Annotated in this window: 24 protein-coding genes; 12 read left to right on the plus strand and 12 right to left on the minus strand. The window is 35.4% G+C overall.

Going from position 1 to position 23,423, the window contains the following annotated elements; all coding sequences use genetic code 11:
- Positions 1-184: 184 nt before the first annotated feature.
- Both HX005_RS18590 and HX005_RS18595 read right to left on the minus strand, forming a co-directional pair.
- Entirely contained in the window at positions 185-1,345 is a 1,161-nt protein-coding gene (locus HX005_RS18590; RefSeq protein ID WP_286378485.1) for a glutathionylspermidine synthase family protein, read from the minus strand.
- A gap of 12 nt (positions 1,346-1,357) precedes the next feature.
- Complete coding sequence (locus tag HX005_RS18595) at positions 1,358-1,714, minus strand: hypothetical protein (protein WP_286378486.1); 357 nt, start codon at positions 1,712-1,714, stop codon at positions 1,358-1,360.
- Positions 1,715-1,873: 159 nt separating this feature from the next.
- Between HX005_RS18595 and HX005_RS18600 the strand changes: the two genes are divergently transcribed.
- Entirely contained in the window at positions 1,874-2,455 is a 582-nt protein-coding gene (locus tag HX005_RS18600) for a nucleotidyltransferase family protein (RefSeq protein WP_286378487.1), read from the plus strand.
- 54 nt (positions 2,456-2,509) lie between these two features.
- Here the strand turns inward: HX005_RS18600 and HX005_RS18605 are convergent, their stop codons facing one another.
- Together HX005_RS18605 and HX005_RS18610 are read right to left on the minus strand one after the other, a co-directional pair.
- Positions 2,510-3,472, minus strand: a complete 963-nt coding sequence (locus HX005_RS18605) for a TerC family protein (protein WP_286378488.1) — start codon at positions 3,470-3,472, stop codon at positions 2,510-2,512.
- 299 nt (positions 3,473-3,771) lie between these two features.
- Positions 3,772-4,980 (minus strand): sugar transporter, encoded by a 1,209-nt coding sequence (locus tag HX005_RS18610; protein ID WP_286378489.1) that lies wholly within the window; start codon positions 4,978-4,980, stop codon positions 3,772-3,774.
- A gap of 530 nt (positions 4,981-5,510) precedes the next feature.
- Here HX005_RS18610 and HX005_RS18615 point away from each other — a divergent pair.
- The 4 genes from HX005_RS18615 (at position 5,511) to HX005_RS18630 (ending at position 8,235) form a co-directional block, all read left to right on the plus strand.
- Positions 5,511-6,443, plus strand: coding sequence for an AEC family transporter (locus HX005_RS18615; RefSeq protein ID WP_107009849.1), 933 nt, complete (start codon positions 5,511-5,513; stop codon positions 6,441-6,443).
- 69 nt (positions 6,444-6,512) lie between these two features.
- Positions 6,513-6,800 carry a GNAT family N-acetyltransferase gene (locus HX005_RS18620; protein WP_107009848.1) on the plus strand — a complete coding sequence of 96 codons (288 nt, stop codon included), beginning with the start codon at positions 6,513-6,515 and terminating at the stop codon, positions 6,798-6,800.
- Positions 6,801-6,883: 83 nt separating this feature from the next.
- Positions 6,884-7,168, plus strand: a complete 285-nt coding sequence (locus tag HX005_RS18625; protein WP_286378490.1) for a GNAT family N-acetyltransferase — start codon at positions 6,884-6,886, stop codon at positions 7,166-7,168.
- A gap of 569 nt (positions 7,169-7,737) precedes the next feature.
- Positions 7,738-8,235, plus strand: coding sequence for a BLUF domain-containing protein (locus HX005_RS18630; protein WP_286378491.1), 498 nt, complete (start codon positions 7,738-7,740; stop codon positions 8,233-8,235).
- A 91-nt stretch (positions 8,236-8,326) separates the two neighbouring features.
- Here HX005_RS18630 and mpl read toward each other — a convergent pair whose 3' ends face one another.
- Positions 8,327-9,694 carry a UDP-N-acetylmuramate:L-alanyl-gamma-D-glutamyl-meso-diaminopimelate ligase gene (mpl, locus tag HX005_RS18635; protein ID WP_286378492.1) on the minus strand — a complete coding sequence of 456 codons (1,368 nt, stop codon included), beginning with the start codon at positions 9,692-9,694 and terminating at the stop codon, positions 8,327-8,329.
- A 156-nt stretch (positions 9,695-9,850) separates the two neighbouring features.
- Positions 9,851-10,411, minus strand: coding sequence for a hypothetical protein (locus HX005_RS18640; RefSeq protein ID WP_286378493.1), 561 nt, complete (start codon positions 10,409-10,411; stop codon positions 9,851-9,853).
- A gap of 88 nt (positions 10,412-10,499) precedes the next feature.
- Here HX005_RS18640 and HX005_RS18645 point away from each other — a divergent pair, with 88 nt between their 5' ends.
- From HX005_RS18645 to HX005_RS18660, 4 genes are all read left to right on the plus strand, one after another.
- Entirely contained in the window at positions 10,500-10,841 is a 342-nt protein-coding gene (locus tag HX005_RS18645) for a DMT family protein (protein WP_107009843.1), read from the plus strand.
- A 170-nt stretch (positions 10,842-11,011) separates the two neighbouring features.
- Positions 11,012-11,524: a 5-(carboxyamino)imidazole ribonucleotide mutase gene (gene purE, locus HX005_RS18650; protein ID WP_107009842.1), complete on the plus strand. Its 513-nt coding sequence runs from the start codon at positions 11,012-11,014 to the stop codon at positions 11,522-11,524.
- A 15-nt stretch (positions 11,525-11,539) separates the two neighbouring features.
- Complete coding sequence (locus HX005_RS18655; RefSeq protein WP_286378494.1) at positions 11,540-12,661, plus strand: 5-(carboxyamino)imidazole ribonucleotide synthase; 1,122 nt, start codon at positions 11,540-11,542, stop codon at positions 12,659-12,661.
- Between the two features lie 472 nt (positions 12,662-13,133).
- On the plus strand, positions 13,134-14,429 hold the full coding sequence (locus HX005_RS18660) for a lytic murein transglycosylase (RefSeq protein WP_286378495.1): 1,296 nt from the start codon (positions 13,134-13,136) through the stop codon (positions 14,427-14,429).
- An 81-nt stretch (positions 14,430-14,510) separates the two neighbouring features.
- Here HX005_RS18660 and HX005_RS18665 read toward each other — a convergent pair whose 3' ends face one another.
- From HX005_RS18665 to grpE, 5 genes are all read right to left on the minus strand, one after another.
- Positions 14,511-14,921 carry a hypothetical protein gene (locus HX005_RS18665; RefSeq protein WP_107009839.1) on the minus strand — a complete coding sequence of 137 codons (411 nt, stop codon included), beginning with the start codon at positions 14,919-14,921 and terminating at the stop codon, positions 14,511-14,513.
- 82 nt (positions 14,922-15,003) lie between these two features.
- Positions 15,004-15,918 (minus strand): matrixin family metalloprotease, encoded by a 915-nt coding sequence (locus tag HX005_RS18670; RefSeq protein ID WP_286378496.1) that lies wholly within the window; start codon positions 15,916-15,918, stop codon positions 15,004-15,006.
- Between the two features lie 97 nt (positions 15,919-16,015).
- Positions 16,016-16,429, minus strand: a complete 414-nt coding sequence (locus HX005_RS18675) for a hypothetical protein (protein ID WP_286378497.1) — start codon at positions 16,427-16,429, stop codon at positions 16,016-16,018.
- A 408-nt stretch (positions 16,430-16,837) separates the two neighbouring features.
- Positions 16,838-18,781, minus strand: coding sequence for a molecular chaperone DnaK (gene dnaK / locus HX005_RS18680; protein WP_286378498.1), 1,944 nt, complete (start codon positions 18,779-18,781; stop codon positions 16,838-16,840).
- Positions 18,782-18,900: 119 nt separating this feature from the next.
- The gene (gene grpE / locus HX005_RS18685; RefSeq protein WP_107009835.1) at positions 18,901-19,437 is read right to left on the minus strand and encodes a nucleotide exchange factor GrpE; all 537 of its coding nucleotides are present in this window, start codon (positions 19,435-19,437) and stop codon (positions 18,901-18,903) included.
- A gap of 736 nt (positions 19,438-20,173) precedes the next feature.
- Between grpE and HX005_RS18690 the strand changes: the two genes are divergently transcribed.
- Positions 20,174-20,440: a molybdenum ABC transporter substrate-binding protein gene (locus HX005_RS18690; RefSeq protein ID WP_107009834.1), complete on the plus strand. Its 267-nt coding sequence runs from the start codon at positions 20,174-20,176 to the stop codon at positions 20,438-20,440.
- Between the two features lie 133 nt (positions 20,441-20,573).
- Here the strand turns inward: HX005_RS18690 and HX005_RS18695 are convergent, their stop codons facing one another.
- Entirely contained in the window at positions 20,574-21,032 is a 459-nt protein-coding gene (locus tag HX005_RS18695) for a hypothetical protein (RefSeq protein WP_286378499.1), read from the minus strand.
- 202 nt (positions 21,033-21,234) lie between these two features.
- Between HX005_RS18695 and HX005_RS18700 the strand changes: the two genes are divergently transcribed.
- Positions 21,235-22,302, plus strand: coding sequence for an alpha/beta hydrolase (locus HX005_RS18700; RefSeq protein WP_286378500.1), 1,068 nt, complete (start codon positions 21,235-21,237; stop codon positions 22,300-22,302).
- A 218-nt stretch (positions 22,303-22,520) separates the two neighbouring features.
- On the plus strand, positions 22,521-23,084 hold the full coding sequence (locus HX005_RS18705; RefSeq protein WP_286378501.1) for a peptidylprolyl isomerase: 564 nt from the start codon (positions 22,521-22,523) through the stop codon (positions 23,082-23,084).
- Positions 23,085-23,423: the final 339 nt, after the last annotated feature.

The following is a 23,423-nucleotide window of genomic DNA, read 5'->3' on the forward strand; positions in this document are numbered from 1 at the left end:
CTGCCTCAAACACGTTGCGGATGACGTTTCCGCGTATCCACATTTTTCTAGCTCCAAAGTTTAATTTTAGAGTTACTGCGTAACATTAGTGAATAAAAAACCGATAGTTTGATATCGGTTTTTTATTAGATTTATCGTGTATGGAATGCTTTAGAGTAGTCATTATATTGAGTCAGAATTGCATTTACTCCACAAAATAATGCGCTGCAAAATGTGCATCATTGCCAATAATATCAAACTCATCCTCACGAATCGACATACCTGCACACGTATGCCCAACCATCCATAAACCTAAAGTAGGTAATTTCTTATCAAATAATGGCGTATTTACCCATTTCTGTGCGATGTAGCCATATTTATCATAATCATCAAAATAGAAACTTCCCGACGCTGCACCTTGGTCGACATTGTCCTGAACGACACGAATATTTGCGCCTTCTCGTGCTAAAATAGGTTTTTTAACCCATTTACCTTGAAGTTTTAAATCTTTGTTAAATGCATAAGATTCGAGTAATAAAGGATGATGAGGAAATTTTTTCCAAAGTTCCACCAAAATGGCTTTATTTGATAGCAACATTTTCCAACAAGGTTCAACCCAAGTGGTATTTGGTGTGACATATTGAGCAAAATTTTCTTCCCAAATCCATTCCCAAGGATAAAGTTTGAATAAATTTTCAATGTGTTGATTATTTAAATCGACGAGATTTTGCCCATCCCAACCAATATTTTCCATCGATAGTTCTGAAACATTTAAACCTGCTTGGAAAGCTGTATCCATCAAGTATTCAAGATTTCCCCAATCTTCACGCCCCGCTTCTTGGCACGCTGCAAAATGCAGGTGTGAAGTGGGTGGAAAAATAGTTTTCCAACGTTTTATCAGATCTTCATGAATGCTATTGAATTGGTCACGATTTGGAATATTTTCAACTTGTTCAAGCCAATGCCACTGCGCTACTGAAGCCTCAAGTAAACCTGTTGGTGTGTCGGCATTATATTCAAGCATTTTGATTTGGCGACCATCATAAGCAAAGTCAAAACGCCCGTACAACATCGCTGTATTGTGACGCCAAGAATGTTCAATCAGTGCAATCGCGTTTTGAGGAATTTGAAAATACTCAGGATAATTGCCCTTTTGAATCATTTCCGCCACAATTTGGATACACATTTGATGCAGTTCATTTGATGCATCTTCAAGAGCTTCAATTTGTTTTAACGTGAATTCATACGCAACCCCTTCAGACCAATAAATCGAGCCATCTGCAGAGGGTAAATTATAATAATCAAAGCCAATATTTTCGTGTTCTTGTTGCCAATTTGGTCGTGGTGTAAATAATTTTCTTTTCATAATATGTTGTCATTAGCCCCCAAATGAGCCACCTCCGCGACCAAAACCACCGCGTATGGGTTGAGATTTGGCAAATTTTTTGACGACTTTTGAAACCAAAGGCTGTCTTGAGCTTCTTTGTGAATATGCAGCAACGACACGTCCTTTATATTTTACTTCACGATTGTTGGCATAATATTGTGGACCAATATAACGTATATACACCGCACCTGATTCATTGTGATTGAGCTCTTTGTCACATAGCTGATAATTCCAATCAAGCGTACAGTCATATTGATTATCATATACATCTTGTTTGAGCGTTTTGTTGTCGCTACAAGCACTTAATAATAAAGGAACAACCACTAAACTAATTTTTTTTGAACGCATGATTTGCCTTGCATTTTTCAATATTTTTATCTATTTGCTTTTTAACAGGATAAAAATTAAAACAGGTTTTTATGCGCTGTATAATATGGTGATGTATCTTGATTGTACAGTGACTCTTTTCAACAAAAAAAACTTTTAAATGACATAGGACGATCTTCATTGTTTCTTTTAGCTGATCAAAATTTTTATGAAAGACTCAAAGAAATTATTTTCAATGAATCTACATTGATGCAACGCTTATGTTATTTACAAAGTATTCATGCTGATGCCTATCTTTGTGCAGGTGTTATTCGTAACTTAGTTTGGTCGGCTTTACATCAGCAAAATTACCCCATCGAAAGTGGTGAAATTGATGTGATCTTTTTTGATGCAAATGAAAAAGAACATGAAATGAGTCATCAAATTTATCAAAAAATGATGGAAGAATTTCCTAAAAATACGTGGGATGTTGTAAATCAAGCTTTTGTACATACATGGTATAAAACAGAAATAGGAGATACAATTTCTCCTTATCTTTCATTGCTTGATGCATTAAAGACATGGCCTGAAACAGCGACAGCAATTGCAGTTCGTTTAACAAAAGATAATGAACTTGATGTCATTGCACCATTTGGTTTATCTGATCTATTTGAGTTAAAAATACGTTGGAATGACTGTTTAGTGAGTCATGCAGTATTTATGCACCGTGTAGTTTCAAAGCAGTTTTTAGTGCGATGGAAAAACTTAAAGCTTGTATCATAAAGTATAGATAGATAAAAAAGCCTTCCCATTAAGAAAGGCTTTTATCAACAGAGATTAAGTATTTAACTCTTGTTTTTTATTATGTCGGATCGATAACCAAGCTGTAATGCTTAAGACAATGACAATAAAACCGAGAGAAATCCAAATTGGCATATGGAAAACATCGAGCATCAACATTTTAAAGCCGATAAAGACTAAAATAATACCCAAACCATACGGTAAATAATGCATTTTTGATGCTGCGCCTGCCAATAAAAAGAACATTGCGCGTAAACCTAAAATTGCCATTAAGTTTGCAGTTAATACAATAAATGGATCTGTTGTAACAGCAAAGATTGCAGGAATAGAGTCAACTGCAAAAATAACATCAGAAGCTTCAACTAAAATTAAAACAAGGAATAATGGTGTTGCCCATAACAGACCATTTTGACGGACAAAGAATTTTGTGCCTTCAAGTTGTGGCGTGATGCGCATATGTTTGCGTAACCATTTTAAAATTGCCATATCTTCAATATTGGCATCTTCTTCATCTTGTCCTTTTAATAATTTAAAACCTGTATAGACCAGAAATGCACCAAAGATATAGAGAATCCAAGAAAACTCTTGAACGAACCAAGCACCAATAAAAATAAAAATAGTGCGTAATACGATTGCGCCTAAGACACCATACAGTAAGATTTTACGTTGCAATGCAGGTGGGATAGCGAAAGCCGCAAAGATCATTAACCAAACAAAAACATTATCAATAGCAAGTGATTTTTCGAGTAAATAACCTGCGAAATATTCCATAGTTTTTGCATTCGCAATATTTACACCAACTGTTTGTTGTAAATAAAGCCATAAACCACCACCAAATAAAGCAGCGATACTGACCCAAGCGATACTCCAGTACGCTGCGGTTTTAATTTTAACTTCTTGCCCTTCTTTTTGTTTAAAGCCAAGAAAGTCGATGAGTAACATGATTGCTACAATGGCAAAGAATGCGAGATACAGCCAAGGATTGCCGATGGATTCCATAAAAATTCTCCAAATCTGGCAATCAGGCATAAAAAAAGACCTTGACCTGTTGCCAGATGATTAAACATCTGTATCAACATGATCAAGGTCTTGCCTACGTTATAACTTTATTTAAAGATATAACGCTCAGATACCGGCTTTTTTATTTAGACAAATAAAAATGCGTAATGACGATATTCTGATTGGGAGGCTACTCCCCTTGTTCAAACTAAACTGTGTAAAGAAATGAACTACATAGATTTCATTTCTTAATGTGTAAACAGAATCGCATATTTCTGCAAAATGTGCAAACTTTTTGTCTAGTTTTTATGCACATTAAAATCCTGACGTTGTACCAAAATCACTGCCAAAATTGTCCCAATCACAGCAAGAACACCACCAATAATTCCAATATTATTTAGCCCATAATGTGTTGTGACGATACCTCCTAATAATGCACCGCCACCAATCCCGACATTATAGAGTCCTGAATAAATAGCCATCGCAACATCGGTTGCATCTGAAGCTAAATTTAAAGTTTTGGCTTGTTGCGCTAAACTAAAGCAAATAATTGCCATTCCCCAAAATAAGCTCAAAATACTGAAACTGGTAAAATTTGAAGAAAGCGGGATTAGCAATAACATTGAAATTGCCAAGATAGCACTATTCAGGGGAATAGGAAGTTTTGGATATTTTTTTGCAAATTTGCCAAATAAATAAGAGCCAAAGAAACCTGCTGCACCATAAATTAATAATAAACTCGTGGTTTGAGATGAACTAAAATTTGCAATATTCAAGGCAAAAGGTTCGATATAACTATAAGCAGTAAATTGTGCAGTGATGACAATAATGGTTAATGCAAAAACCATCATCAATGCTGGACGTTGTATAAATAGTTTTAAACTGCTGAGTGAACCTGAGTTGACGCTAGGTAAGCGAGGTAAGGTTTTTGCAAGAATGAGACAGACTAATGTTGCCCCGATTGCGATTAAACCAAAAGTATTGCGCCAGCCATAAGCTTCCCCAATCATACGTCCAAAAGGAATACCTAAAATCATCGCCAGTGCTGTGCCTGTTGCGAGCAACCCAAGCGCTTGAAATTCTTTTCCTTTGGGAGCAACACGAACAGCGAGCGAGGCAGTAATTGACCAAAATAAAGCATGTGAAAAAGCAATGCCTACACGACTGAGCAATAAAATATCAAAGCTCCATGCAAAATAGGACAAGGCATGGCTGATCACAAATACAATAAATAATGTAATCAATAAAAAACGTCGTTCAATATTTTTAGTTAATAGCATGATTGGAAGAGAAATTGGAGCAACAACCCACGCATATAAGGTAATCATAATACCGACATCTGTTGCAGGCATAGCAAAGCTTTGACCAATATCACTGAGTAAAGCAACGGGAACAAATTCTGTGGTATTAAAAATAAAAGCAGCAAAGGCAAGACTAATGACACTAATCCATTGCTGTTTCTCACTGGGTGAAGACTGCATTGATGAGTGTTGGGGAGATGATGACATAATCAGAACTTTGAAAAATTAGGAATAAATTTTAGGCTGATTAAAACGACTTGTTAAGCTAAAAATCGTGATCAACTTATGAGAGTAGAAATTAGGTCGGAAATTAGATCCACATTGAAACACGCTATTTATAATGTCTTATTCACTGATGTTACGCATTAGATTTAAATTAAATAGCTGAAAAAAGCAAAAGCTAAATTTACATGACGGAGTCTTACATCTAAAGTTTAAATTTGGGATTAGCCTTCGGCTCGACCTACTTTTGTTTCGGCAAAAGTAGGCAAAACCATTGTCATCCGCAAAACTCGTCGACTACCGCAAATTGATAAATACATCGCAGAAACATTTCTATCTAAAGTAGTCCTGCCTCAAACACGTTGCGGATGACGTTTTCGCGTATCCACATTTTTCTAGCTCCAAAGTTTAATTTTAGAGTTGCTGCGTAACATCAATTATTCACGTTATTTTGTGGCTAAATCTTTTTATTCTAAATAAGATGAATCAAGAAGTATGAAAGAGTTATACAACCAATGCTAGAAATTTTTTCCATAGTACTGCCTATATTTTTGATTATTTTTTTAGGATATCTAAGTCGTGCTTCTGGAAAGTTAGGTGAACACGCTGCTTCTGAATTAAATAAAGCGGTGGTATGGATATTTTTACCTGCATTACTTTTTAAAATTTGTGCAACTTCACATATTTCTGAAGTTTGGAATACTGGTTTTGTCATCTCCTATGTACTGGGATGCATACTGGTTTTTTTTGCTATTTTATTTTGGCGCTTAGCACAGAAACATCATTTGGTTGTCGCGAGTATCGATGGCTTAAGTGCTGCCTATGCCAACACAGGGTATATTGGCATTCCTTTATGTGTATTGATTTTTGGTGAATTTGGTTTAAAACCTGCCATGATTGCAACTTTAGTGGTGGTGGTTGCAGTCTTTGCTGTTGCGGTCACATTCATTGAGTTTGCCTTACAAAAAACTGGAAATGTTGTGCAAACAATCACACATGTTTTTTGGGCATTACTCAAAAATCCTATTGTGATTGCTCCGATATTAGGTTTTATGTGGGCAGCAACAGGTTATCAAATTGCAACACCTCTAATGCATTTATTGGATATGCTGGCTATTGCAACATCTCCTTGTGCTTTGATTTCATTAGGCTTATTTTTAGCAAAAAAGCAAACCAGTGTACAAACTCGTTCTTTTATTCCATTGGTTGTTACAAAGCTGATCGTACAGCCTTTAATTACTGCATTTTTTGCAATTGTGGTATTTAAGTTGCCAACTGCTTGGGCACATAGCGCCATTATTTTAAGTGCTTTGCCTACAGGAACAGGTCCTTATATGTTGGCAGAACTCTATAAAACAGATGCTAAAACCATTTCACAAAGTATTTTATGGTCTACGATTTTATCCATTATCAGTTTGAGTGTTTTACTGACGTTGTTTAATTCATAAAGAAAATAAACAGAAATGATTTGAATTTTATGGCATGTTGGAAATAGATTATTTTTTAAGAGCTATAAAATGTTAGAAATCAAGCATAAAGATGATGGTAAAAATGGCAAATTTTATATTGGTGAAGAAGGTCATTATTTGGCTGAAATGACATATACATGGGCAGGAAACGATAAAATTATTATTGATCATACAACGGTTGAAGATGAACTACGTGGTGAAGGTGTAGGACGTAAATTGCTGGATAATTTAGTTGAATTTGCACGTCAAAAAAAGATTTTCGTTATTCCACTGTGCCCATTTGCAAAATCAGTTTTTGATAAAGATCAGTCAATACATGATATTTTATTCTCATAATTTTTTTGAGTTTTCATCGGTTGGTCTTCGTTTAAAGTGATATGAGATCAACTGTAACTTTTTAAGCAACATAGGAATAAATGATGCAATTTCAGCATATTCATCAGCCAGATCATGGTGAGTTTTTTCTAAATAATGAACAAGATCAACGTATCGCTGAGATTAGTTATATTTGGCGTGATGAACACACAATTGTTGCAAACCATACTTGGGTAGATGATTCATTACGTGGTCAAGGTGTGGCACGTCAGTTGCTCGATACATTGGTTGATTTTGCTCGTGAAAAGAAACTTAAAATTGTACCGACATGTTCCTATGTAGAAGTGATGTTTAGACGTGAAAAAAGTTTTATAGATGTTGCGGCTTAAAGAGTGAACCTTTTTATTTTTAGAGATTTAAATCTATTTATCTCATTTATAAAAAGGTGATGATGAATAATATGCAGTTTATGAGCTCTATTTATTGAATATGAAGTTTATATAAACGATTTAATTTAAATTGCAATAATGTAATGGCTAAAAAATAACAACTCGCCATAACTTGTAGCATAAATAAATCATGTAAGAATATGAAAATAATAGAAATACTGATAAATGTGAGTATTTTATATAACCAGCCATTTAACAGATAATAACAACATATACCTAATAAAAACGACATGATTGCGACATTAGCGAAAGTGCTTATGCCAATTTTATTTAAAAATAAAATGATACCAATATAAAAAATGTCGAGCACAAAGATGATGGTTAAATTTTTAATCATTTTTATTCTCACTTTAAAAAAAGCCCTTAATCATCGAGTTCATTAAGGGCAAAACTTAAAATATAATAAATATTTTCAATGATTTTACTTGAAAAAGGGAGTCATTGAAGACGATAATTTATGTGAGAAAAGAATTACATTTGTTTAAAAAATAAACATTTTGAGGTGTTGCATGAATGATAATAAAGAGAGAAAGATGTTAATCCAGTTATGTTATGCCAGTGTTCGAGTGGAAGGAGAAAATGATTTATTACTTGATTTAAGTGATATTTTGGTTACAGCGCGCAATTTTAATGCCGAAAACTCAATATTTGGTGTTTTATACTATGCCGATGGCTCATTTTTTCAGTGTTTAGAGGGGCAAGTTGAGGATGTGTTAGCTTTATTTCAAAAGATCCAGCAAGATAAAAGACATCATCAAGTACAACAATTTGCGATCAAAGAAATTAGTGAAATCACATTTAAGCAGTGGTCAATGAAATATGTAAATTCAAATACCAAAATTGCCAATTTTTTTAAAAGTATTGGTCTAAATAAGTTTGAACCTCATCATTTGAATTCTGAAAATATTCATGAGTTTTTAAAAATTTTATTGAAAACAGCCAATATAGAAAAACCAATAAAATCATCAATGGGATATCAAAATAGAGGATACCAAAACTATTTTTAAATATTTTTGATCAAAGAAAATACTTAAAAACACCCTATAAAATCTAGCGAACTTATAGGGTGTTATTGAAAACTCGATTTTTAGATAGATACTATTTATTTTTCAAAGCATGAATGAGCTTTTGATGTAATCCACCAAAACCACCGTTGGACATGATTACTACCGCATCACCCTCACCTGCTTCAGCAACTACAGTGTTGATGATGTCATCCAAAGTACGAGCAATGACGGCTTTATTTGCTGCGGCATCAATCACAGGTTGTAAATCCCAATCCAGACCTTCAGGTTGATACCAAATCACTTCATCAGCCAAACGTGCTGAATGCGCCAAACCATCTTTATGTGAACCCATACGCATGGTATTTGAACGTGGTTCAATGATCGCCCACAGTTTACGTTCACCTAAACGTTTGCGTGCGCCTTCAAGCGTGGTATCAATTGCGGTTGGATGATGGGCAAAGTCATCATAGACTTCAATGCCGTTCACTGTATCAAGCAGTTCCATACGGCGTTTTACACCGCCAAAGTTAGACAACGCTTCACACGCCGTTTCAATAGAAACGCCAACATGTTCAGCAGCGACAATGGTTGCCAAAGCATTGGCGACACTGTGTTGCCCTGTCATATTCCATTTGACTTCGCCTTTCACAACGCCGTGCTGAAGAACTTTAAAATGTGAACCATCCGCAGACAATTGTTCTGCATAGACTTCAGCAGCGTCATTGGCATCTAAAGAGGTACGTACTACAGGTGTCCAACAGCCCATTTCCAAGACTTCATTAATATTCGTTTCAGTGATTGGCGCAATAATACGACCTTCACTTGGAATGGTACGGACTAAGTGATGGAATTGTTTTTGAATTGCGGCTAAGTCATCAAAAATGTCCGCATGGTCAAATTCAAGATTATTTAAAATGGCAGTTTTGGGATGGTAATGTACGAATTTTGAGCGTTTATCGAAGAATGCAGAATCGTATTCATCCGCTTCTACACAGAAGTATTTTCCACCGCCTAAACGTGCGCTTTCACTAAAACCTAAAGGAACACCACCAATTAAAAAGCCTGGATTTAAACCTGCCTGATCAAGTACCCAAGCCAACATGGTTGTGGTTGTGGTTTTACCATGTGTGCCTGCAACACCCAGTACGTGCTTACCTTGTAATACGTGATCTGCAAGGAATTGTGGACCTGAGATATACGGTAGACCTTCGTTGAGCATATATTCTACTGCATCAATACCACGCTTCATAGCATTGCCCACAATCACAAGGTCAGGATGGGGTTGTAAATGACTGCGGTCATAGCCTTGCATCAAGGTGATGCCTGCATTTTCAAGTTGGGTTGACATGGGTGGATAGACGTTTGCGTCTGAACCTGTCACCTTATGTCCCAAGTCACGTGCCAACAGTGCCAATGAACCCATAAAAGTGCCACAAATACCCAAAATATGCAGATGCATTCGTTCTTACTCCACTGCTTTTATAGACACATCACTTTGTTGTTGTGCTGTTGTCATTATAAATTTAACTTAAAAGGTTGATTCGATTTGAAAGCAACGATAGCAAGGGTTTAAGGGAAAAGATAGTTTTTCTTGTGTCAATAAAGTGAATTCAAATCAAACCTGATTTTCAACTTTTGACTCGTCATAATTTAAGATGAAATAGGCAAAACTATATAAACTGTCTTCTTCACCATTTTTTAGAAATTTCAAGACTTTGTTTAATGGAAAGGACATCATATTTCCATCAGTTAAAATTGCTGCATATTCAAGAGAATGGTCAATACCATTCAAAAAATCAGGCTTTTGCTGTTTTGCAGTTTCAAAATCGATCCAATACCATTTTTTTGACTGATCATTTTTACGAATGGATTCTCCAACATACGCCGCTGTTCTGAGTACAATAGGAATAATTTTATTCTCAGTCTCAAGATCATCTTCACGAATTGAAAGTAAATACTCATCAATATGTTGAAGACTTCCTAAGGAATAATCCATATTCAATGAATGAAAGAATTCTAAATTTGGAACAGGATTATTTTTTTCATGAGTAAGCATATTTGCCAAATCAGCAAATGCTAGATTAATTTCGGGTAATTCTTCATTCGATACGGTAGATTGGCGTGAACCAAATAAGCGCTTAAAAAAATGAATGATCATTTGCAAGATATTGGTCATTTAATTCTCAGTTTTAATTTATATTTTTGTCTGGCTAATTTTAGATAATTTATATAAAAATATCACCAAATTTTTAGGCTGTACTTTTATGTATATTCCTCTTTTATTGTTGATTCTTGCTAACTGTTTTATGACGCTTGCATGGTATGGGCATTTAAAATTTTTACCGCATGATGCGCCGCTTTGGCAGGCAATTTTATTCAGTTGGGTGATTGCCCTGTTTGAATATAGTCTAATGATTCCTGCGACTAAACTTTTAGCACAACAAGGCTGGGCAATTGGGCAAATGAAAATTACTCAAGAGGTAGTCACACTCTTAGTTTTTGTTCCTTTTATGATTTTTCTCTTTAAACAACCCTTTAAGCTAGATTATGTGTGGGCAGGTTTATGCTTAATGGGCTGTGTATATTTTGTCTTTAGAAGTCAATAAAGCTAAAAAGCCAATTATTTTCCAAAAAAATACTGAAAATAATGACGGATATGATCGCTTAAATTTTATTGAGCTGAAAAATCAGTCTATAATAGCGAGCTTCTAATTCATTTAAAGCTTGGTATTCGCCAAGATTTATCCTTCCTTACATTCGTCACGGAATATTTGCAATGAATGCGGCCGCTGTACAAGACGCTCCTCTAGTTGGAATTATCATGGGTTCTCAATCAGACTGGGCAACTCTCGAAAACACTGCCAATATGCTCAAACAGCTTGGTGTCCCTTTTGAAGCCGAAGTTGTTTCTGCTCATCGTACCCCAGATCGCTTGTTTGAATATGCTGAAACCGCTCGTGAACGCGGTATTCAAGTGATTATTGCAGGTGCAGGTGGTGCGGCGCATTTACCTGGCATGTGTGCAGCAAAAACTGATCTTCCTGTATTGGGCGTACCTGTAAAATCTTCTATCTTAAATGGTGTAGATTCATTACTTTCAATCGTACAAATGCCTGCGGGAATTGCTGTGGGTACATTGGCAATTGGTCCTGCGGGAGCAACCAATGCAGCGATTATGGCAGCACAGATTTTAGGTTTAACACGCCCTGAAATTGCAAAAAATGTTGCAGATTTCCGTGCAACGCAAACCGATAAAGTTGCAAGCAAAAATATTCCAGGTCAAGCGTAAAACGGGACAACCATTATGGATAAAACCATCGGTATTTTTGGTGGTGGTCAATTGGGGCGTATGATGGCGCAAGCTGCACTACCCCTCAATATTCAATGTACCTTCTTTGAAGCAAGTACTGATTGCCCTTCTGCGGCATTGGGTCAAGTTTTTTCGACTAAAGCTGAAAATGGTTTACAAGACTTTATTGCCAGTGCAGATGTATTTAGTCTTGAGTTTGAAAATACACCATTGATTGATGTTGATGTATTGACCAAGCAAAAAGATTTACATCCACCACGTCAAGCCTTAGCGATCGCACAACATCGTTTGTCAGAAAAAGCTTTGTTTGATGAATTGGATATTCCAGTTGCGCCGTATAAAGCAGTAACCTCATTGGAAAGTTTGCAATCAGCAGTAGCCGAACTGGGTTTACCGATTGTGCTCAAAACCTCTCGTGGTGGTTATGATGGTAAGGGTCAGTTTGTTTTGCGTTCAGCAGATCAAATTGATCAGGCTTGGGCAGAGCTAGGTCCTGCGGGTGAACTTATTGCAGAAAGTTTTGTGACTTTCTCACGTGAAGTGTCGATCATTGCGGTACGGGGTCAAAATGGTGATGTGAAAACTTGGGCTTTGGCTGAAAATCATCACCACAATGGTATTTTGTCACACTCGATTGTACCTGCACCGAACAGCGCAGATTTACAACCTGTGGCACAAGACTACATCACTCGTTTATTAAATCATCTTAATTATGTTGGTGTACTCACACTTGAGTTGTTTGTGACTGAAAAAGGGTTATATGCCAATGAGATGGCACCACGTGTGCATAACTCTGGGCATTGGTCGATAGAAGGCGCAATCTGTTCACAGTTTGAAAATCACATCCGTGCAGTAGCTGGCTTACCTTTAGGTTCAACTGAGATTGTGCGTCCAACGGTTATGATCAATATTATTGGTCAGCATCCAAAATCTGAAGATGTTTTAGCGTTAAATGGTGCACATTTGCACCTTTATAACAAAACTGAACGTGAAGGTCGTAAGATTGGTCACATCACTTTAATGCCAAATGACAGTGCTGAATTGACGACTTTATGCCGTCAGTTAGCGAAGATTTTGCCAAATCCACTGGCATTAAGTGAAGATATAAATATTTAAGTCCAAAATTGGATATTAAAAAAGCGGTCATCAAATTGACCGCTTTTTTATTTTTTTCATTTCTGTATGATGCACCCTTTTATTTTTAGATTTCCTTGTGGATAAAATTGGTCTTTGGAAATATCGACAAGTTTAAATTTAAAAAATAGTTTTAAATTTAAACCGAGAAAAATGAATTTAAAAGTATTATGAATTTAAATTTTTCCATACATTTTTTAAAATATAAAATTCTAAAATACAATAAAAACAGTGATTTAATATTTTATTGTAAATTTAACGATTTCTTTTATTTGAATTTAAAGTGATTTAAATTCAAATATATTTTGTGGATAAAATTTTTAAATTTAAATTTTCTGTGCAAAGTTAAATTGATTGAAAAATGAATTTAAAATTTACGTTTTGTTGCTACAAATTTATCCACAGAATGTTATGTTATACACATAATTTTAATGACAATGATATTGTGAATAGTATGCGTGGCTTTTATTTTTTATGTGGTACTGCTTTATTAGCAATGACGCATGTACATGCTGATCTTGTGATTAATGGTCAGCCTGTATCTTCAGTCAGTTCAACAACACCTACAATTTCTAATTCAACATTTACACCACAACGTGATTTTCAGGGTTGTTTGGCAAATTTGCGCTCAAGTGCAATAGCATCAGGTGTGAGTGGTTCAACGTATGACCGCTATACTCAAAATTTAACACCTGATTATTCTGTTCTGAGTAAATTAGATTATCAACCTGAGTTTTCAACACCAATTTGGGATTATTTATCTGGTTTGGTCGATGATGAGCGTGTGCAACAAGGGCGCCAAATGTTGGCACAGCATCGTGATGTATTAAATCGTGTTGCAGCAGCTTATGGTGTACCCGCAGAAACAGTGGTTGCTGTTTGGGGAGTAGAAAGTAATTTTGGTAATATTTCAGGTAAATATCCATTATTGCAAGCTTTAGGTACTTTAAGTTGCGAAGGTCGTCGTCAAAGCTATTTCCGAGGCGAATTTTTTGCAACGATGAGAATTTTACAACGTGGTGATTTACGTGAAGAGCAACTCAAAGGATCATGGGCGGGTGCATTTGGTCATACTCAATTTATGCCGTCAACTTATGAAGAATTGGCTGTAGATTTTGATGGCGATGGTCGTCGTGATCTTGTCTCCAGTACATCAGATGCTTTGGCTTCGACTGCAAATTTTCTTAAAAAGCGTGGTTGGCAAACAGGTATGCCTTGGGGATTTGAAGTCAAAATTCCAGACAGTGCTTCGGTGGGTGGTGAAAGTCGTCGCAATAAAAAATCCCTCAATTCATGGGTAAATCGTGGTTTTACTCGAGTGGATGGTACGCCAATTATTCAAGGCAATCTTTCAGGAAGTTCACAAGCAGGGTTGATGATGCCAGCAGGTGAAAATGGTCCAGCATTTTTAGTGTTTAAAAACTTTGATGCGATTTATAGTTATAACGCGGCTGAAAGTTATGCTTTAGCGATTGCACACTTGTCAGATCGTTTACAAGGTAAGGGAACTTTCCAAACAGCATGGCCAACAAATGATGCAGGAACATCTCGTGCGGAACGTCGTGAAATCCAAAACTTTTTGTTGAAAAAAGGTTATGCAATTGGTGATGCTGATGGGTTGATTGGTGATAAAACGCGCCAAGCGATTCAACAGGAACAAAGCAAATTAGGACTAAATCCGACTGGGCGAGCAGGACAGCAAATTTTAAAAGCATTTAGAAATGAAGCAGCAAAAGGTATGATGCAATAATTCATAATTCATATTTTTAACATCAAAAAAGGTCTGTATAAACAGACCTTTTTATAAATAAATCATATCGATAAATCATCATTACTCAATCGGTGAAGAATCCAATTTAACCGCCTCTAATAAATCTAAAATAACAGCAGTGACATCTTGGGTATGATCACGATCATTGAAAATTTCATAAGCGCTAATCGTGACATCAGTATCACTTGGCAGTTGTTTTTGTTCTTCTTCAATAAGATGTTCAATTGGAAGCAAAGTCTGTTTAATTTCTAAGTGTAGAATGTCGTTGAACTCGATATTTTCATCTTCAAGTTCAATAAGTTGCTCGTTAAAATAGGGTAATAAAATAGAATGGAGATACGGTTGAAGTTCAGTAATATCAAAAATTTCGATATCACGAGTCTGTTCAATCGTGCTGATATGATCATTTACTTCTAGAATAATATGATAATAGCTCACAGGTATCTCCTTTAAATATCTAATGATTACCATAGCATGATTTTTAAAAAATAAAATTAATACTGATTAAAAATATGGATTTAAAATTAGCATAATATTTTATAAAAAAATCTTTTTATCTTGAATTTAACATCGCTAAATCTGAAGAAGTTAAACGGAAATTTTGTAAATCTTGCTCTTTCATCACAGGATACATTAAAGCTTTGGGATCGGAGTTATGTAGCAATCCTAAAGCATGTCCAAACTCATGAGCAAGAGTGACTCTTAAATCAGCATCAGATTGAAATTCATAAATATTAATACTCTGACCACTGAATGTGCCTTTATCAAATTGGCGTGGTTGAAAACGTGCATTAAATTGATCTACAGATTGATTGAATTGTTGAGTATTTGAGTTTAATGCATCTACTTGTTGGTTAAGTTGATTTACTTTTTGATTATGTAAAGCAAGTTTTTGGTTTAGATTCACTCGATCAGCTTGTAATTGATTTTTGAGTTGTTCCAATTGTGCATGTATAGATGGCGTTACGCCTTGATTGGATTGATAAATACGACTGACAAATTGGTTATATTGACTCATTTTAGTTTCATAATTTACTTTATATATGTCTATCTCTCGATTAGATTTGTCTAATTCTGCACGTATCTTTTCAATTTTTTCTCTTTTAATATTTTGATCTTGTTGGGTATTTTCTAAAATATTCAGTGCTTGATTGCGAGCGGAAGATTCTACTTGTCGCTCATCATAAATCAAATGAATCGCTAATTTTGCATTAGGATCATAAACAAATAAGTTTTTCATTGTACCTAAATGCCAAATTTCAGTCGCTTGTTGTGCTAAAAGTTTGACTTGTTCATGACTGATGTTAAAGCGTGGGTCAATTTCACCAATTCGATAACGCAAACGATGGTCTAAGGGGTGTGAAATTCGGTCAATTATAGAATTATGATTCAGTTGAGGATGTAAATGACGTTGTATTGCAAAATAACTGGTAAAAAGAATAACGAAAATAATTAACCAAAAGCGCATTTTTTTATATATAAGAGTTGGAATATAAATAATTTAGCTGAAATTTAAAAATTCACAAGCCCTACCAGAAAAATATATGATGAGTCAAAATGAGTCATTATTCTTTAAATAATGGCTCATATAATATTGGTGTCGCTAATATGGTAAGTAAAATTCCTGAACAAACAAAAGCTAAATCATTAAAAATAGCAGCAAAACTGCTCATGTAAATCCAATGCATAGAAGGTAAAAAATACAACAAAAAAGCAGGAAAAAAAGTATATAAATAGGCTTTTCTAGCCCAATGCTTACGCAAAAATAAGCCAAATGTAATAATACAAACTAAAATAAATGCAGCACAGATAATAAAAAATTCTAAGTTTTGAGGCTCAATGATGAGAATTTTATCCAGTAATGCCAGTTCAGGTTGTGGATTGAGTACATCAATCAAAACTGCAATAATCGGTAAAATAAACTGTGCAGCAATGAGGCTGTAAAATATAGGTACAGTGATAACAGGTGATTTTTGCATTCTTGTCATTCTCATTTTATGATCTTGATCAATATAGAATAAATTACAGCATAAAAAAACTACTGAATCATTTATTGCTTTAAATCATTTTTATGATAATAAATGCAAAATTATTTGTGCTTTTATTTATAATCAATTGCCAGAAATAACCATAGTAGATTAAATAAAATGAAGATTAAATCTTCATGAATTGAAAAATAAGGTTGAATGAAATGTGATGTTATTTCAAAGAAAAAAAGTAATTGAATGAGTAAAATTATCAAAATAACTTTAAATAAACCGTTTATATACATGTCGTATTTTAATTTATTGTTCATTTTTTTAAATTTCTTTTAATATTTTTTTGAGTATAAACCCAATAAAAAAGCCGTTCAATGATTTGAACGGCTTTTGTGCTAAAGCGACAAATTATTTTTTGTCATCTTTAACTTCAGTGAACTCAGCATCTACAACGCCATCGTCTGCTTTCTGCTGTTGTTGACCAGCATCACCACCAAATTGGTTAGGATCGAAACCTTGAGCTCCGCCTTGATCTTGAGCAGCTTCATACGCACGTTGCGTGATCGGCATAATGATGTTTTGAAGCGCTTCAGTTTTTGCTTTGATATCATCAAGATCGTTTTCTTTTGCAACAGCTTCTAGCTCAGAAACAGCAGTTTCAATCGCAGATTTCTCATCAGCAGTCACTTGGTCACCCAAATCTTTCACTGCTTTTTGTGAAGATGAAACTAAGGCATCAGCTTCGTTACGTGCTTTTGCAAGCTCTTCGAACTTACGATCTTCTTCAGCATTCGCTTCAGCATCTTTGATCATCGCTTCGATTTCAGCATCGCTCAAACCAGAGTTTGCTTTAATCTGAATTGACTGTTCTTTACCAGTGCTCTTGTCTTTTGCAGATACTTTCAAGATACCATCAGCATTGATATCGAACGATACTTCAATTTGTGGCACACCACGTGGCGCAGGTGGAATATCGCCTAATTGGAAGTTACCCAACAATTTGTTTTGTTGAGCCATTTTACGTTCACCTTGGAACACTGAAATGTCTACAGCAGGCTGGTTGTCCGCAGCAGTTGAGAATACTTGAGATTTCTTCGCAGGAATCGTGGTGTTTTTCTCAATGATTGCAGTTAACACGCCGCCCATTGTTTCAATACCAAGCGTCAATGGTGTAACGTCAAGTAAAAGTACGTCAGTTTTATCACCAGACAATACAGCACCTTGAATCGCAGCACCAATTGCTACAGCTTCATCAGGGTTTACGTCTTTACGTGGCTCTTTACCAAAGAAGTCTTGTACTTGTTGTTGAACAAGTGGCATACGAGACTGACCACCCACTAAAATTACGTCAGAGATGTCAGAAGTCGAAAGACCAGCATCTTTAAGCGCAATTTTACAAGGCTCAATGGTACGCGCAACCAAGTCGGCAACCAAACCTTCAAGTTTTGCACGTGTAACATTGATCACTAAGTGTTTAGGACCTGTTGCATCAGCCGTGATGTATGGAAGGTTAATTTCAGTTGAGTTCGATGAAGAAAGCTCAATTTTTGCTTTTTCAGCTGCTTCTTTTAAACGTTGAAGTGCAAGTGGATCTTGTTTCAAGTTGAAGTTTTGTTCTTTTTTGAACTCTTCAACTAAATAGTCGATCAATGCATTATCAAAGTCTTCACCACCAAGGAATGTATCACCATTTGTAGACAATACTTCGATTTGTTGGTCGCCATCTAAGTCAGCAATTTCAATGATTGATACGTCAAAAGTACCACCACCAAGGTCATATACAGCAACTTTACGGTCGCCTTCTTTTTTGTCCATACCAAACGCAAGTGCCGCAGCAGTTGGTTCGTTGATGATACGTTTAACTTCTAAGCCTGCAATTTTACCTGCATCTTTCGTTGCTTGACGTTGTGCATCGTTGAAGTACGCAGGAACTGTAATCACAGCTTCTGTTACTGTTTCACCAAGATAGTCTTCAGCAGTTTTTTTCATCTTTTTCAAGATTTCAGCTGAAACTTGTTGTGGTGCAAGTTTCTTGTCGTTTACTTCAACCCAAGCATCGCCATTGTCTGCTTTAACAATTTTGTATGGTACAAGACCGATGTCTTTTTGTACTGCTTGATCTTGGTATTTACGACCGATTAAACGTTTGATTGCATATAATGTATTTTTAGGATTCGTTACTGCTTGACGCTTAGCAGATTGACCTACTAAAGTTTCGCCATCTTTATAAGCAACGATTGAAGGTGTTGTACGTGTGCCTTCAGCATTTTCAATTACTTTAACTTTATCGCCTTCAAGTACAGCAACACATGAGTTTGTAGTACCTAAGTCAATACCGATAATTTTAGCCATTAATGTGTTCCTCTAAATTTTTTTACAATGTTTTCGCTTGTTATCCGATATGAGAGCCATTCAAAAATTTTCAAGTTCATTTTTAGAAAAAATTTAAAAAACTCTCGAATTTTTTAGATTTATTGACCGACCATAACCATTGCAGGGCGGAGCAAACGACCATTTAAGGTATAACCTTTTTGTAGCACTACACCAATTTCATTGGCTTTGGCATTTGGATCAATACCTACAGCTTGATGGAAGTCTGCATTAAAGCCGTTTGCTGTATCAGCTTCGACAACACCAAACTTCTCAAGTGTAGTGAGCAATGATTTCAGAGTAAGTTTTACCCCTTCAACAATTGCATTTTCTTCACCAGCAGCTTGAATTGCACGTTCAAGGTTATCAACAGACTCTAATAACTCTTTTGCAAATTTTTCTAGCACAGTCTCTTTATGCTTTTCAGATTCACGTTGAATACGTTCTACGCTTTTTTGAGCTTCATAAACTGCGTTGGCAGTACGTGCTTTTTCGAGCTTTAAACTTTCTTCTAAATTTGTGATTTGTGCTTGTAAATCTTCAACCGCAACTTCAGCTTGCTCATTTTCAGCTTGAGTTTGCTGTTCTGCTTGCTCTTGTTGAAGATCTTGAGCGTCTTGGTTTTGCTCAGTCGCCATTGATTTACTCCGTTTAAATGGGTTCTTAAACATGTACAGTCCTTTTTGGCGTCAGCGCTAACTGCGTTAATACTGAACTGCCATGATTGTTTAATTCATGAATAGTTAAAAGGTATGGGCAAGCCAATAAAATTCAAGTCCTCTATAGATAATATTTCTATTTCCTTCTAGCTAAATACACTATTTTGCTTGTGTTGGTGAGGTTTTATGTGTTGATGATTGTTTTATCGCTATCAAATGTACATGAAAGTTATAGAAATAGATTAATCGTAAAAATGTATCACCTTATAGGAAATATGTATTTTTAATTGAGTGAATAGTTGTGTATGATTTTTGATCAGATTATCATGCTGTAGTTTCTTTTTAATTGTTAAAATTCCTTTTCGTAGCTTATCCAAACTCATTGGGTAAGCTTTTTTTTGTCTAAAATGACAACTTACAATGTAAAACTAATCTTGTTTTATATTGCAATATATAACTCAAAAATGAAAAAACTATCATTTTAAATTGAGATAAAATTTTAAATTTATAAATTAAATCAAATATTTGATTTAAATTTGTGTCAGGTTTTTGCTGTGTTTGAGTTGTTAATAAAACCGCAACACGTGGTTACCTGATTGGCTTAAAAGTCTAACCAAGAGCACACGCAGTACAGAAAAATATCAGGAATGATAGCTAACACAAAGAAGACGTCGCTTTGTGAAGTTTATAATGTTTAAAAAGGAAGTATTTTTTAATGAAAAAGTTAGGTTTAATTTCACTATTATTAACTGGTGTATCTTTCGCTGCTGTTGGATGTACATCCACTGAATCTACGAGCACACCAGAGACGGCTGCAACTCAGCAAAGTTCTCAAGTTGAAGAAAACTCTGCACAAGCTTCAACCCTAGATCATTCTTCACAAACAGGTGTCGCTGTACAATCCGATCCAACACTGCAACAAGCAGAGCCTGTACAAGTGAATCCTGAAACAGATGTTGTTGAACAACCAGCAGCACAATAACAAGGTTTAAATACAAAAATAGACAGGGAAATCGGATGCCATTCCTGTCTATTTTTATATACAACGAAAAATTGAGATGATTTAAATTTTACTTTTGATGTTTAAAAACGGAGAACTCATTTTGTAATGAAAATTAGTCTCTGTCTTGGTTGTTTTGCCCACGACGATCTCGTTTACGATCATTGTCCCGACGTTGTTCACGACGATCCCACTGCTGATCTTTCTTATTATTTTCGGCACGATTTGGAATCACAGGTTTTTGTTGCTGACGATGATCCCATGTATGTTGAGGAAGCTGTTGAATACGATAATCTGCTCTTTGTCGACGTACTCGTTCAGAACGCTCTTGTCTTTCTCTGCGTTCCCAGTCATAACGGCGTTGACGCTCTTGCTCAAGTCGGGCTTGTTGTAAACGATAAGCACGTTCTCGTTCCCAGCGATTACGATCTGAGTTATGATCATAGCCACGATCACGATCATAAGCGCCATATTGATAGCCGCCTTGGCGATATGAGCCATCTTCAGGAAAAGCAACACAACCCACAGCCAATAAAGCGGTAGCTAAAGACATAATAATTGCTTTAATCGCCATAATGACCTCCTTAATGGAATAATGAATAGCATAAAAAAGTTAGATTTAAAGCTAAAAAGCTAATGACAAGTCCTATCAGGTCAGATTAGCGTATCTAAGTTTTATATTTGTATATAGATTGCTAGACTTCTATACGAATATAGTCAGCTAAAGCCTGATCGTGTAGAAAATATGAAGAATCAAGTAAGCAGAAGGACGAACTATGGTCGCTTTTAACAAAAACATCCAAGAATTAATAGAAAAGGCACAAGGTCCTGCAGCTCGTTCTTTGGATCGTTTACCTAAATTTGCACAAGAATCACTGGTCAAACTATTAGGCTATCCTTATCAGTATCCACAATTAGACAGCTTTACTAAATGCATGATGGCTGCCCAATTCAAACAGGGAAAAATGGGTTTTATTGGTGCAAATGTAGAATATTCGCGTAAACAATTCGAAGTACAAATGCAGTCCATCATCAACAAACCAACCTATGTACAATCTGTTGAGGATATTCGTTTACCATTACAAAGTGGCAGTATTTATGCGCGTCATTACCATCCTGCACCAAGTAAAAAATTACCTATGATTGTGTTTTATCATGGTGGTGGTTTTGTTGTTGGAAGTGTTGATACCCATGATGAAGTTTGTCGACTCATTGCAACTTATGCAAAAGCACAAGTATTAAGTGTTGAATATCCCCTTGCGCCCGAAGTTGGACCACGTGAACTTATTCAGTCTTGTGAAGATGCTTTAGCTTGGGTCTATCAAAATCGTCGCCAATTTAAAATTTTAAAAAATAGAATTGCAGTTGCAGGAGATAGTGCTGGAGGAAATATAAGCACAGTGATTGCACAAAGAACTGTAAATACCTCTTATGCACCTCAAGCTCAATTTTTAATTTATCCTGTAGTGGATTTTAAGAGTCGACATCCTTCATTCTTTGCATATAAAGATGGTTTAGTTTTAACGGGTTCAGACGTAGATTATGTGACAGATTATTATGTGACAAAATTTAATATTCATTTAGATGACGCAATAATTTCACCGACTTATGGTCAGTTGAAAAAAATAGCACCTACATTTTTAATTACAGCAGGTCATGATATTTTACATGACGAAGGGAAAATATACGCTTACAAATTACGTCAAGCAGGCGTTAAAGTGAATTATCATGAGTATGAAGACCAGACGCATGGCTTTATTAATTTGACACCTGTCTCTCGAAAAGCCAAAAAGAACTTGATCGAAATGAGCAAAGAGTTCCGTAAGTTTTGGGATAAACAATAAGATTGAAATTGGGCACAAGTCATCTTTTATAGCAAACGAAGACTTGTGCTAAAAATGATGAGCAGACCTAAAAGTATTCAACTCAAAGCTCATGCCTAAGTTTTACTGTGAGTAAAAATTTTTTTAAAAATAAAAAATAGATGTTTTACTGAATACTCATTTTCATTCTATAAAAGCACACTAAAATATTTTTTTATCAATGATTCAGGATCAATGCAATGATTAAGGAAATTGGACTTAGTTTAGGCGTATTACTACTTGCTCAACAAACTTATGCGAATACAGATATGCAAATAAAAACAAATTTTGGAACAATAGAAATCGAACTCTATGATGATAAAGCACCATTATCAGTTACAAACTTTAAAAACTATGTGAAAAGTAATTTTTATAATGGCACTATTTTTCATCGTGTCATTCCGGGCTTTATGATTCAAGGCGGTGGGATGAATGAAAAAATGATTGAAAAGTCAACTCAGGCTGCAATTAAAAATGAATCAGGAAATGGTTTGAAGAATGATCGTGGCACACTTGCAATGGCAAGAACCAATCACCCTGACTCAGCGACAAGCCAATTCTTTATTAATGTTGCAAATAATGACTTTCTTAATAAGTCAGCTGGTAACTCTGGATATGCGGTTTTTGGCAAAGTAACAAAAGGAATGGATGTGGTTGATAAAATTGTGAATGTGCCAACAGAAAATTACGGCATGCATCAAAATGTTCCTAAACAGCCTATTAAAATTATCAACATAAGTTATAAAGTTGCTCCAAATAAATAATTGAAAAAATAAAGCAGAAATATTTTATTCATATTTTTGCTTTATAATTATGAGTTTACACTTAAAATTGTTAAAAAATGCTCTACTTTGGTGCATAAAAAAACAACACTCGATAAAACAGATGCTTAAAAGTGCTTGCAAGCTTTTTAAAAACCCCTATACTGTGCTCATCCCGACGCGATACAGCAAACAAACTTAGCTTACAGGGTTAAGTTGTTGAATGTTTTTTGCGTTTATTTAGCACTGATGAGGTGTTAAATTAATCATTAAGAGATTATGAAGAACAACTTGTGTGGATTTTTACTGGTTGATTGATCGAAATTATTTTCATTGATTGAT

It is taken from the genome of Acinetobacter sp. R933-2 (genome assembly GCF_030325485.1).
GTDB lineage: Bacteria > Pseudomonadota > Gammaproteobacteria > Pseudomonadales > Moraxellaceae > Acinetobacter > Acinetobacter sichuanensis.